General features: G+C 73.3%; 11 protein-coding genes. 7 read left to right on the top strand and 4 right to left on the bottom strand.

Going from position 1 to position 12,340, the window contains the following annotated elements; genetic code table 11:
- Positions 1-142: 142 nt before the first annotated feature.
- A complete protein-coding gene (locus tag DQ244_RS16950; protein ID WP_113812662.1) occupies positions 143-805 on the bottom strand; it encodes a DUF2461 domain-containing protein in 663 nt (220 codons plus the stop codon).
- Positions 805-1,371 (bottom strand): GNAT family N-acetyltransferase, encoded by a 567-nt coding sequence (locus tag DQ244_RS16945; RefSeq protein WP_113812661.1) that lies wholly within the window; start codon positions 1,369-1,371, stop codon positions 805-807. The genes DQ244_RS16950 and DQ244_RS16945 overlap by 1 nt, the downstream gene beginning before the upstream one ends.
- Positions 1,372-1,436: 65 nt before the next feature.
- On the opposite strand from DQ244_RS16945, the gene DQ244_RS16940 reads away from it, so the two are divergent.
- On the top strand, positions 1,437-2,651 hold the full coding sequence (locus DQ244_RS16940) for a winged helix-turn-helix domain-containing protein (RefSeq protein WP_113812660.1): 1,215 nt from the start codon (positions 1,437-1,439) through the stop codon (positions 2,649-2,651).
- Here DQ244_RS16940 and DQ244_RS16935 read toward each other — a convergent pair.
- Positions 2,623-2,871 carry a hypothetical protein gene (locus tag DQ244_RS16935; protein WP_113812659.1) on the bottom strand — a complete coding sequence of 83 codons (249 nt, stop codon included), beginning with the start codon at positions 2,869-2,871 and terminating at the stop codon, positions 2,623-2,625. The genes DQ244_RS16940 and DQ244_RS16935 overlap by 29 nt on opposite strands.
- 40 nt (positions 2,872-2,911) lie before the next feature.
- Here DQ244_RS16935 and thyX point away from each other — a divergent pair, with 40 nt between their 5' ends.
- The 5 genes from thyX to DQ244_RS16910 all read left to right on the top strand — a co-directional run bounded on the left by thyX (position 2,912) and on the right by DQ244_RS16910 (position 7,675).
- Complete coding sequence (gene thyX / locus DQ244_RS16930) at positions 2,912-3,664, top strand: FAD-dependent thymidylate synthase (protein ID WP_113812658.1); 753 nt, start codon at positions 2,912-2,914, stop codon at positions 3,662-3,664.
- Between the two features lie 62 nt (positions 3,665-3,726).
- The gene (locus tag DQ244_RS16925) at positions 3,727-4,533 is read left to right on the top strand and encodes a thymidylate synthase (protein WP_199580447.1); all 807 of its coding nucleotides are present in this window, start codon (positions 3,727-3,729) and stop codon (positions 4,531-4,533) included.
- Positions 4,534-4,574: 41 nt separating this feature from the next.
- Positions 4,575-5,072, top strand: coding sequence for a dihydrofolate reductase (locus tag DQ244_RS16920; RefSeq protein ID WP_113812657.1), 498 nt, complete (start codon positions 4,575-4,577; stop codon positions 5,070-5,072).
- A 9-nt stretch (positions 5,073-5,081) separates the two neighbouring features.
- Complete coding sequence (gene dapA / locus DQ244_RS16915) at positions 5,082-5,978, top strand: 4-hydroxy-tetrahydrodipicolinate synthase (RefSeq protein ID WP_113812656.1); 897 nt, start codon at positions 5,082-5,084, stop codon at positions 5,976-5,978.
- Entirely contained in the window at positions 5,975-7,675 is a 1,701-nt protein-coding gene (locus DQ244_RS16910; RefSeq protein WP_113812655.1) for a ribonuclease J, read from the top strand. Before dapA ends, DQ244_RS16910 begins: the two co-directional genes overlap by 4 nt.
- Before the next feature lie 76 nt (positions 7,676-7,751).
- Here the strand turns inward: DQ244_RS16910 and DQ244_RS16905 are convergent, their stop codons facing one another.
- The gene (locus DQ244_RS16905) at positions 7,752-9,683 is read right to left on the bottom strand and encodes a S9 family peptidase (protein WP_113812654.1); all 1,932 of its coding nucleotides are present in this window, start codon (positions 9,681-9,683) and stop codon (positions 7,752-7,754) included.
- Between the two features lie 80 nt (positions 9,684-9,763).
- Between DQ244_RS16905 and DQ244_RS16900 the strand changes: the two genes are divergently transcribed.
- Entirely contained in the window at positions 9,764-12,274 is a 2,511-nt protein-coding gene (locus DQ244_RS16900; protein WP_113812653.1) for a DNA translocase FtsK, read from the top strand.
- Positions 12,275-12,340 lie beyond the last annotated feature (66 nt).

Here is a 12,340-nt window from a genome sequence, read left to right as displayed (position 1 = left end):
CCGATGGTACTGCCCTGGAGACGGGGTGGGAGAGTAGGACGCCGCCGGACAACCATTCGCGAAAGGCCCCCAGCCACCAGGCTGGGGGCCTTTCGTCGTTCCCGCACCAGGGCCACGATGGCCATGAAAGCCCCGCAGGCCGTCAGCGGCGGCGGGGCTCCTTCGTCGTCGCACCGACGTTGTCGGCGAACCAGGTGTTCAGCGCCGCCAGGTCGTGCCAGCCGGCCCGCACGCGGTCCAGGGTTGCAGGCGTGTGCAGCCAGTCCTCCGGCGTCCAGTGCCGGGTGGCGTACAGCGAGCGGTGCTTGAGCAGCTCGATCCGGTCGTCGTCCGCCGAGAAGCCGGCGGGGACGCGCACGAGGCGATCGCCCTCGATCTCCCAGCCGGCAGCCCGCAGGCGGGCCACCTCCGCCTCCAACCGCGGTCCCTGGACGTCGTCGGCCACCGCGCGGCGGTACCGGGCGACCTGGTCGGACTCCAGCCGCCAGCACCCGCCCGACACGGTCAGCCCGTCCGCGGAGATCTGCACGTACCAGGAGCCGGCGCCTCGCCCCTCCTGGACGACGACAGCACCCTGGTGGGTCTTGTACGGCGTCTTGTCGTGGCTGAAGCGCACGTCCCGGTAGGGCCGGAACACCTTGGCCGGACCGAACTCCGGCGTCAGCGCCTCGACCAGCGCCGTCATGGGGGCGCGGACGTTCGCCTCGTAGCCGGCCCGGTTCGCCGCCCAGTAGGTCTTGCTGTTGTCGGCCTCGAGGCCCTCGTAGAAGACCAGGCCCTGGTCGGGGAACCCGTCGAAGCTCATCAGGGCGTGTCCTCCCCGTCCAGCTCGGCGTGCCAGCGCAGCTCGCGCAGCGGGTCGCCGCCGGTCTCGAGAGTGCGCGCCCACCCGTCCGCCGCCCAGCCGGCCGACTCGAAGAAGCCCGCGGAGACCCGGTCGGGTTCCGGCAGCCAGATCCGGGCGCGTGCGGCGCCGTCGGCACGGGCGAGGTCGATCGCCGCCGCCAGCAGCCGGCTGCCGTGCCCACGCCGTCCCCAGCGCGGTTCGACCAGCAGCGGACCGAGCTCCACGACGTCCGCGGCGTCGTCCACCGGCGCGCTCGCCGCGAAGCCGACCACGTCCTCCCGTTCCACGGCCACGAGCACGCGGTGGGCCGGGGTCGGGGGAGTGGCCACCGCGGCGGCCCAGGAGGCGGTGACGGCGTCGTCGTCCCACCCGTCGAGGACGTCCAACGGCAGCACGGTGCGGTACGCCGTCCGCCAGGTCACCGCCTGGACCCGCGCGATGGCGGGGGCGTCACCGGGGCGGGCCGGGCGGACGGAGACGTCCGCCGTCCCCGTCAGGCGGGGGAAGGGCGGCGTCGGGTTCACCCCGGCAGCGTAAGTGCGCCGGTCCCGGACGCCGACGTCGTACCCGGCAGGCAGGATCTGACGGCGTGACCGCTGTCGAACGGCTGCCCGCCGCGCTGGCCCGGCGCATCGCGCTCGCGGCGCAGGGTTTCGCCGAGCCGCGACCTTCCGGTCCCGTCGGCACCCGGCAGCTGAACCGGCTCACCGACCGGCTCTCGGTCGTGCAGATCGACTCGGTCAACGTGCTGTCGCGGTCGCACTACCTGCCCGCGTTCAGCCGGCTCGGGCCCTACCCGCGCGCGGCGCTGGACGCGCTGTCGAACCGGCGGCACGCGCTGTTCGAGTACTGGGCGCACGAGGCGTCCCTCCTGCCCGTGCGGCTGCACCCGCACCTGCGCTGGCGGATGGCCCGGGTCGAGCAGGAGGCCTGGGGCAACATGACCCGCGTCCAGCGGGAACGGCCCGAGTACGTGGCCTCCCTGCTGGAGCGGGTGCGGGTGGACGGTCCGCTCCGGGCGAGCCAGCTGCAGGAGGAACGGCCCAACCGGCCGGGCAGCATGTGGAACTGGCACGCCGGCAAGGCGGCGCTGGAGTACCTCTTCTTCGCCGGGGCGCTCACCGCCTCGCGCCGGACCGCGAGCTTCGAGCGGGTGTACGACCTGCCCGAGCGGGTGCTCCCCGTCGCCGTCCTCGAGGCGCCGACCCCGGACCGGTCCCACGCGGTGCGCGAGCTGGTGCGGACCGCGGCGCGGGCGCTCGGCGTGGCCACCGAGACCGACCTCCGCGACTACTTCCGCCTCAGCCCGTCCGACGCCAGGACCGCGATCGCCGAGCTGGCCGACGCCGGCGAGCTGCTGCCGGTGGAGGTGGCCGGCTGGGGGCGTCCCGCGTGGCTGGACCCCGCGGCGCGCCGTCCGCGGTGGATCCGGGCCCAGGCGCTGCTGAGCCCGTTCGACTCGCTGGTGTGGGAGCGGCCGCGGGTCGAGCGGATCTTCGGCTTCCGGTACCGGCTGGAGATCTACACCCCCGCCGCGAAGCGGGTGCACGGCTACTACGTGCTGCCCTTCCTGCTCGACGACCGGCTGGTGGCCCGGGTGGACCTCAAGGCCGACCGCCAGGCCGGGGTGCTGCGGGTGCAGGCGGCGCACGCCGAGGAGGGGGTGGACCGACCGGTGGTCGCCGCCGCCCTCGCCGACGAGCTGCGGCTGATGGCCGGCTGGATGGAGCTCCCCGACGTCGCGGTCGCCGAGCGCGGAGACCTGTGGCCCCACCTCAGCCGGGCGATCCAGGGCCAGGGGTGAGCCCGGCGAGCCGGCGGACGACGTCCAGACCGCCCGCCTCGCCCGGCCAGTGCCGCACCAGGGCGTCGTCGCCCGCCGCGCGCACCACGGACCGCAGCGTCCAGGCGCCGACGACCACGTCGTCGGCGTGGCCGAGCACCGGCACGACGTCGGGCAGCAGGACGAGCCACAGCACGACGAGGCCGCCGGCCGCCGCGACCACCGGCTGCCACCACTCCACGTGCCCGGTCTGCCGGTCCGGCGGCCGTAGGCTCGCGGTCGTGCCAGAGATCGCTCCGCTCCGGGTCCAGGTGGTCGCGCAGACGCAGTTCACCCCGCCGGCGGACGTGCCGTGGGAGACCGACGCCGAGGGCGGCCAGGCGCTCGCCGAGTTCGCCGGTCGCGCCTGCTACCAGTCGTGGGACAAGCCGGTACCGGCGACGGCGACCAACGCCGGCTACCTGCGGCACATCCTCGAGGTGGGGCACCTGGCGGTGCTGGAGCACGGCTCGGTGAGCATGTACCTGACCGGCATCTCCCGGTCGCTCAGCCACGAGCTGGTGCGGCACCGGCACTTCTCCTACAGCCAGCTGTCGCAGCGCTACGTGCCCGAGCGGGACGCCGCCGTCGTCGAACCGGCGGTCATCGCCGAGGACCCGGAGCTGCACGCGCTGTTCGTGGCCGCCACCGACGCGGCGACGGCGGCCTACGCAGAGCTGCTCGACGGGCTGGAGCAGCGGTTCGCCGACGTCCCGAACGCCACGCTGCGCCGCAAGCAGGCCCGGCAGGCCGCGCGGGCGGTGCTGCCCAACGCCACCGAGACCCGCGTCGTCGTCACCGGCAACTACCGGGCCTGGCGGCACTTCGTCGCCATGCGCGCCAGCGAGCACGCCGACGTCGAGATCCGGGAGCTGGCCATCGCGTGCCTGCGCGAGCTGCAGCGGGTGGCCGGCAACGTGTTCGGCGACTTCCGCATCAGCACGCTGGCCGACGGCACGCAGGTCGCCGCCAGCCCGTTCGTCACCGAGGGGTGACCCCTGGGGCGGGTGTTCCGGTGCGCTCCCCGGTGTCGGCGGCCGGTCGTAGGCTCGGGCCCGTGGCAGCACCGATCGACACCCAGTACGAGGACCTCCTGCGGCGCATCCTGGAGCAGGGCACGCCCAAGGGGGACCGGACCGGCACGGGCACCGTCAGCCTCTTCGGCGAGCGCCTCCGGTACGACCTGTCCGAGACCTTCCCGCTGGTGACCACGAAGAAGGTGCACTTCCGGTCGATCGCCGTCGAGCTGCTGTGGTTCCTGCGCGGTGACAGCAACGTCGGCTGGCTGCGGGACAACGGCGTCACGATCTGGGACGAGTGGGCCTCGCCCGAGGGCGAGCTGGGACCGGTCTACGGCGTGCAGTGGCGGTCCTGGCCCACGCCGGACGGGCAGCAGATCGACCAGATCACCCAGCTGCTGGACACGCTGCGCTCGGACCCGAACTCGCGCCGGATGATCGTCTCGGCCTGGAACGTCGCCGCGCTGCCCGACATGGCCCTGGCGCCGTGCCACGCGTTCTTCCAGTTCTACGTCGCCGACGGCAAGCTCTCCTGCCAGCTCTACCAGCGCAGCGCCGACATGTTCCTCGGCGTCCCGTTCAACATCGCCAGCTACGCGCTGCTGACCAGGATGATCGCCGCGCAGGTCGGCCTCGAGCCCGGCGACCTCGTCTGGGTCGGCGGCGACTGCCACATCTACAGCAACCACGTGGACCAGGTGACCGAGCAGCTCTCCCGTGACGCCCGGCCCTTCCCGACGCTGGAGCTCGCGCCCGCGCCGTCGCTGTTCGACTACACCTTCGAGCACTTCACCGTGCGCGGCTACGACCCCCACCCGGCGATCCGGGCAGCCGTGGCGGTGTGACGGCCCCGGTGAGCTCGCGAGCCGGGCGAGGAGGCATCGCGATGATCTGGGCGCAGGCCCGGGGCGGGGTGATCGGGGCCGGCGGCGGTCTGCCGTGGCACCTGCCCGAGGACCTGAAGCTCTTCCGGTCGGCGACGACCGGCTCCACCGTCGTCATGGGCCGGCGCACCTGGGAGTCGCTGCCCGAGCGGTTCCGCCCGCTGCCCGGCCGGGTCAACGTCGTCCTCACCTCCGATCCCGCCTGGTCGGCCGAGGGCGCGGTGCGCGCCGGCTCGGTGCAGCAGGTGCTGGCCGAGCACGGCTCGTTCTGGGTCATCGGCGGCGGCGCGGTCTACACGGCGTTCCTGCCGCACGCCGACCGGCTGGTGGTCACCGAGGTCGACGTCGAGGTGGAGGGGGACACCTGGGCGCCGGCGCTGGACGACGGCTGGGCGCGCACCTCCCGGACCCCCGCGGAGGACTGGTCGGTGTCGACGTCGGAGGGGCTGCGGTTCGCCGTGTCGGAGTACGCGCGGGGCCCCGTCCCCGCTGCTGGGTAGATTCTCCCCATGACCACCGACCCCGCCCGTCCGTTCGGGCGCGTCCTGACGGCGATGGTCACCCCGTTCGCCGAGGACGGCTCGATCGACCTCGCCGGGGCCCAGCAGCTCGCCGCCCACCTGGTCGACCGGTGCGCCAACGACGGCCTGGTCGTCTTCGGGACGACGGGGGAGTCGCCGACCGTCAGCGACGCCGAGCAGCACGCCGTCCTCGAGGCCGTGCTCGACGCCGTCGGCGACCGGGCCACGGTCGTGGCGGGCGTGGGCACCAACGACACCGCGCACTCGATGGACCTGGCGCGGTCGGCCGAGCGGCTCGGGGTGCACGGCCTGCTCGTCGTCACCCCGTACTACAACAGGCCGCCGCAGGCCGGCCTGCTCCGCCACTTCACCTCGATCGCCGACAGCACCGACCTGCCGGTGATGCTCTACGACATCCCGATCCGCACCGGGATGCCGATCGAGGTGGAGACCCTCGTGCGGGCCGCGGAGCACCCGCGGATCGTCGCGGTCAAGGACGCCAAGGGCGACCTGGGCGCCATCGCCTGGACCCTCGCGCGCACCGACCTCGCCTACTACAGCGGCGAGGACATGCTGAACCTGCCGATCCTGGCGCTCGGCGGCGTCGGCGTGGTCAGCGTCGTGAGCCACCTCGTGGGCCCGCGCATCGCGGAGCTCGTCGCTGCCGTGGAGGCCGGCGACCTCGCCACCGCCCGCGCGGTCAACGAGAGCCTGCTGCCGGTCTACACCGGCGTGTTCCGCACCCAGGGCGTCATCACGGTCAAGGCCGCGCTCAACGCGCTCGGTCAGCCCGCCGGTCCGGTCCGGCCCCCGCTGGTCGACGCCACCCCCGAACAGTTCGCGCAGCTGCGCGACGACCTCGCCGCTGGAGGCGTCACCCTGTGAGTGGTCAGGTCACCCAACCGCACCTCGATCTGAAGGCGCCCCCGCCGCTGCCCGAGGGCGGGCTGCGGGTGATGGCCCTCGGCGGTCTCGGCGAGATCGGCCGCAACATGGCCGTCCTCGAGTTCGACGGCAAGCTGCTGATCATCGACTGCGGCGTCCTCTTCCCGGAGGCCGAGCAGCCCGGCGTCGACCTGATCCTCCCGGACTTCGGGGTCATCGAGCACCGCCTCGACGACGTCGTCGCCGTCGTCCTCACCCACGGGCACGAGGATCACATCGGCGCGCTGCCCTACCTGCTGCGGCTGCGCGGCGACATCCCGCTGGTCGGCTCGCGGTTCACCCTGGCGCTGGTCGCGGCGAAGCTGCGCGAGCACCGGCTGGTGCCGGAGCTGGTCGAGGTCGCCGCCGGTGACGACCACCTGGCCGGGCCGTTCCACTGCGAGTTCATCGCGGTGAACCACTCGATCCCCGACGCGCTCGCGGTCGCGGTGCAGACGCCCGCCGGCGTCCTGGTGCACACCGGCGACTTCAAGATGGACCAGCTGCCGCTCGACGGCGTGCTCACCGACCTGGGCGCCTTCGCGCGGCTCGGCGTCGAGGGCATCGACCTGCTGCTGGCCGACTCCACCAACGCCGAGGTGCCCGGCTTCGTGACCCCGGAGCGGTCGATCGGGCCGGTGCTCGAGGACGTCTTCGCCCGGGCCACCCAGCGGCTGATCGTCTCCAGCTTCGCCAGCCACGTGCACCGCATCCAGCAGGTGCTCGACGCCGCCGACAAGCACGGCCGCAAGGTCGCCTTCGTCGGCCGCTCGATGGTGCGCAACATGGGCGTCGCCCGCGACCTCGGGCTGCTGAAGGTCGCGCCCGGGCTGATGGTCTCCCTCGACGACGCGGCGAAGATGCCGGCCGAGCAGGTCGTCCTGGTGAGCACCGGGTCGCAGGGCGAGCCGCTGTCGGCGCTGGGGCGCATGGCGCGCGGCGACCACCACCAGGTCACCATCGAGGCCGGCGACACCGTCGTGCTGGCGTCGTCGTTGGTGCCGGGCAACGAGACCGCCGTCTACAAGGTGATCAACGGGCTGGCCCGCCGCGGCGCGACCGTGGTGCACAAGGAGACCGCGCGCGTGCACGTCTCGGGGCACGCCCCGGCCGGCGAGCTGCGGACGCTGCTCAACGTGGCCAAGCCGAAGTACCTCATGCCCGTGCACGGGGAGTGGCGGCACCTGCGGGCGCACGCCAAGCTCGCCGAGGAGACCGGCATGACCAGCGACCGGATCCTGCTCGCCGAGGACGGCGTGGTCGTGGACCTGGTCGACGGCAAGGCGAAGATCGTCGGTTCGGTCCCGGTGGGCGACGTCTACGTCGACGGGCTCAACGTCGGCGACGTCGGCGAGGAGTCGCTGCAGGCCCGCCGGATCCTCGGTGACGAGGGCTTCGTGGCGCTGACCGTGGTGATCGAGCCCTCGACCAGGACGATCGTGCGCCCGGTGCACCTGTCCACCCGCGGCTTCTCCGACGACCCGTCGGCGTTCGACGAGGTGCTCGCGCTGGTCGAGGACAACCTCAAGCGCGCGCTCACCGACGACGACGCGGACGCCCACCGGCTCTCGCAGATCATCCGCCGCACCGTCAGCAAGTGGGTGTCGGACAAGCACCGCCGCCGCCCGATGATCATCCCGACCGTCCTCGAGGTCTAGCCGACCTGGCGGCGCACGGTGGCACTGTGCGCCGAGGGCGCATTCCGTCGCTCGGAACGCGCCCTCAGCGCACATCTCAGCTGGTGACGACCTCGATCGGCGGAATGCCCTCGTCCGCCGGGAGGTCGAAGCCCCACACCTGGGCGTAGAACGAGAGCTCGCCGTCCAGGGCGGCACGGATGTTCTCCGCCTTGCGGAAGCCGTGCTGCTCCCCGGGGAAGAGCAGGTAGGCGTGCGGCACGCCCCTGTCCCGCAGCGCGGCGACGATCGCCTCGGCCTGCGACGGCGGCACGACGGCGTCCTCCTCGCCCTGGAAGACCGCGAGCGGGGTGTCCAGCGTGTCGACGTGGGTGATCGGTGACCGCTCGGCGTACACGTCGGCGCCTTCCGGCCAGGGCGCGACCAGCCCGTCGAGGTAGCGGGACTCGAACTTGTGCGTCTCGGTGGCGAGCGCACCGAGGTCGGCCACCCCGAAGTGGCTGGCGCCGGCGGTGAACACGCCGGGCCGCATGCTCAGCGCGGCCAGCACGGTGTACCCGCCGGCCGACCCGCCCCGGATCGCCATGCGGGCGGGGTCGACCCGACCCGCGTCGGCCAGGTGGCGCGCGCACGCGACGACGTCGTCGAGGTCGACGACGCCCCAGCGGCCCTGCAGGGCGTCGCGGTAGCGGCGGCCGTAGCCGGTGGACCCGCGGTAGTCGACGTGCGCGACGCAGAACCCGCGCGAGGTGAAGTACTGGATCTCCAGGTTCAGCACGCGGTCGTGGCTCGACGTCGGGCCCCCGTGCACCATCACGACCAGGGGCGGCAGGCCGCCGTTCGGGCCGGTGGCCTCCGGGTTGGTCGGCGGGTAGACGACGGCGTGCGCGGCGTCGATGCCGGTGCCGTCGTCGGGCGTCGGGAAGGTGACGAACTCCGGCGTCGAGAACCAGGCCGGGTCCAGGCCCAGTTCGCGGGCCGGTCGCAGCACGTCCGCCACGCCGCTGTCGACGTCGACGGAGAGGACGACCCGCTCGGCGGCCGGGCCGCCCGCGGCGCACACGACGCGCGTGCCCGGCGCGCGGAGGTAGGAGAACGACGCGTGGGGGAGCTCGAGCTCGCGCAGGTCCCCGCCGGGGGAGAGGACGGCGAGCCGGTCGGCCCCGTCGCGGCCGTAGGCCAGCGCCACGCGGCCGTCGTCGAGCAGGGCGAACCGGCTGGAGCCGAACCGCCATTGCGGGCCGCCGATGTCGCTGCCCACGTCGAGCACCAGCTCGGCCGCGCCGCCGGGTGCCCACCGGTACAGCGACCAGACGTCGGTGCGGTCGCAGAGGAACCACAGCGTGCCATCGGAGGACCAGATCGGCTGGACGACGGACTCGCCCGGGCCGCCGGCCACCACGGTCTCCATGCCGTCAGGGGTCCGGACGACGAGCTGTGCTGCGTCCCACGGCATGTGCGGGTGGTCCCACTGCAGCCAGGCCAGCGTCGCGCCGTCCGGCGCCAGGGACGGGTCGGAGACGAAGTCGGGGCCGGTGACCAGCACCTCCTCCCCGCCGTCGGGCCGCACGCGGACGATCTCGTTCACGACGTCGGCCGCGGCGCCGGAGGCCGCGTGCGTCTCGCGGACGGCGAGCACGGCTTCGGGGGTGACCCGAAGGTCGGCTCGCCGCACGCCCGAGGGGAGGGCCGGCTCCGAGGTGACCGCGACGGGGGAGGAGGCGCCGGGGTCCAGTCGGTACAGCCGCTGGTCCGACCAGTTCGTGAACCACACGACGCCCTCGGCGACCGTCCACGCCGCACCGCCGTACTCGTGCACGCGGGTGCGGGCGTTCCACGGCGCCGGCAGCACGTCGGTGACCGTGCCCTCGCCCGATCGGCGGACCAGCACCGAGCGGCCGTCCTCGTCCGGGCGCGACTCCGACCACCAGACGTCCTCACCGTCCACGACGACCTCCTCGAGCCGGGCCGCGGTGCGGACGACCAGCGCGGAGGTGATCGGCGTCGGCCAGGTGCCGTGGGTGCTCATGGATGTGACGTTATGGGACAGGGAGGACACGAGCCCCGGCCTGCCCGGTCCGGGCCCCCGGCGGGCTTACCGTCTGACGCATGCCTGCCCGCACCACGTCGACGCGTCGGCCGGCCGCCACTCGCAGCCGGTCCGGATCGACGGCGGCGAGCAAGAAGCGGCCGCCGGCCAAGCGCTCGCCCAACCGCCGTCCCGCCGCCAAGAAGAAGCCGCAGGGTCCTGGCTTCTGGCGGATCGCCAGCGGGGGCTGGAACCTGCTCGCCCGCGGCGCCGGCGGGCTCGCCCGTTCGGTGGCGCGGCCGGAGGAGGCCGAGCCGCTCGCGCCCGAGCACCGCAGGGACGGCGTCGGCCTCGCGGTCCTGGGCCTGGCCATCGTGCTCGGCGCCGCCGCCTGGAGCAACGGCATCGGGCCGGTCGGGGCCGGCCTCACCGACGGCGTGCGCTGGATCATCGGCTCGCTGGTGATGGTGCTGCCCGTCGTCCTCTTCTTCGCCGCCCTGCGGCTGCTGCGCCGCGGGCCGCGTCCCGAGGCCCGGGGCCGGCTGGTCATCGGCTGGCTGTGCATGATCGCCTCGATCCTCGGCATCGCCCAGGTGCTCGGGACGTCGGCCGACCCGCAGGCGGGCCGCCCGGGCTCCGGTGGGCTGGTCGGCTGGGCCGTCGGGACGCCGCTGGTCGCCGGGCTGGGCGCGATCGTCGCCGTCGTCCTGCTGTTCCTGCTCGCCTTCTTCGGGCTGCTGGTCATCACCGCGACGCCGGTGCACCAGATCCCGGAGCGGCTGCGCGAGTTCACCGACCGGCTCCTCGGCCGCGACGACTACGACGAGGACTACGACGAGCTCGACCACGACGACGAGGAGGACGAGGAGCCCGCACCCAGGGGCCGTCGCCGTCGCTCGCTGTCGGAGGACCTGCTCACCACCGGCCCGATCGACCACGCCGCCTACGCGGAGGCGCCCGAGGCCACCCGCACCACCGACCCCGAGCACGTCGAGCTGGCGTCCCCGCCGCCCGTGCCCGCCGCACGCCCGGCCGTCGTCGACCGGACCCGTCCAGAGGAGGACCTGCCGCCGATCACCGAGCCGGAGCAGCTGTCCATCCAGCCGGTCGAGGGTGACTACGTCCTGCCCGCGCTCTCGACGCTGCGCCCCGGCGACCCGCCGCGCGCCCGCTCCAAGGCCAACGACGTCGCCATCGAGGCGATCAGCGGCGTGCTCGAGCAGTTCAACATCGACGCCGCCGTCACCGGGTTCACCCGTGGCCCGACGGTCACCCGCTACGAGGTGGAGCTCGGCCAGGGCGTCAAGGTCGAGAAGATCACCCAGCTGACCAAGAACATGGCCTACGCGGTGGCCAACGACAACATCCGCATCCTGGCGCCGATCCCGGGCAAGTCCGCCGTCGGCATCGAGGTGCCCAACACCGACCGCGAGAAGGTCAGCCTCGGCGACGTCCTGCGCTCGCAGGCGGCCAAGCAGGACCCGCACCCGATGCTGGTCGGCCTGGGCAAGGACATCGAGGGCGGCTTCGTCTGCGCCAACCTCGCGAAGATGCCGCACCTCCTGGTCGCCGGTGCCACCGGTGCCGGTAAGTCCAGCTGCGTCAACTCGATCCTGACCTCGCTGCTGCTGCGGGCCACCCCGGACCAGCTGCGGATGATCCTGGTCGACCCGAAGATGGTCGAGCTGACGCCCTACGACGGCATCCCGCACCTGATCACGCCGATCATCACCGACCCGAAGAAGGCCGCCACCGCGCTGGCCTGGCTGGTCGAGGAGATGGAGCAGCGCTACCAGGACATGAAGTCCACCGGGGTGCGGCACATCGACGACTTCAACCGCAAGGTCGAGAAGGGCGAGATCACCGCGCCCCCCGGCAGCGAGCGGGTCTACCGGCCCTACCCCTACATCCTCGCCATCGTCGACGAGCTCGCCGACCTGATGATGGTCGCCCCGCGCGACGTCGAGGAGCACATCGTCCGGATCACCCAGAAGGCCCGTGCCGCGGGCATCCACCTGATCCTGGCGACCCAGCGCCCGTCGGTCGACGTCGTCACCGGTCTGATCAAGGCCAACGTGCCCTCGCGGCTGGCGTTCTCGACCTCCAGCCTCACCGACAGCCGGGTCATCCTCGACCAGCCGGGCGCGGAGAAGCTCATCGGCATGGGTGACGCGCTGTTCATGCCCATCGGTGCCGGCAAGCCGATGCGCGTGCAGGGCGCCTTCGTCACCGACGCCGAGATCGAGGCGGTCGTCGAGTTCACCAAGCGCCAGGCCGAGCCGGAGTACCGCGAGGAGGTCTTCTCCGCCGGCTCCGCGGCCGGCGAGCAGAAGGAGATCGACGAGGACATCGGCGGCGACCTCGACCTGCTGCTGCAGGCGGTGGAGCTCATCGTCACCAGCCAGTTCGGCTCGACGTCGATGCTGCAGCGCAAGCTCCGCGTCGGCTTCGCCAAGGCCGGCCGGCTCATGGACCTCATGGAGAGCCGCGGCATCGTCGGCCCGTCCGAGGGGTCCAAGGCCCGCGACGTGCTGATCAAGCCGGACGAGCTGGAGGCGACCCTGTTCACCCTGCGCGGCGGAGCCGCCTGAACGGCCCCCGCGCAGGGACCCGTCGCGAGCGTTCGAGTGACGGGGCGCACGAGGGTCCTTCATCTA

The sequence above is a fragment of the Blastococcus sp. TBT05-19 genome (assembly GCF_003319095.1).
Taxonomy (GTDB): domain Bacteria; phylum Actinomycetota; class Actinomycetes; order Mycobacteriales; family Geodermatophilaceae; genus Blastococcus.
Note: the sequence above shows the minus strand (reverse complement) of the source record. Positions and strands in the feature narration are given on the sequence as shown.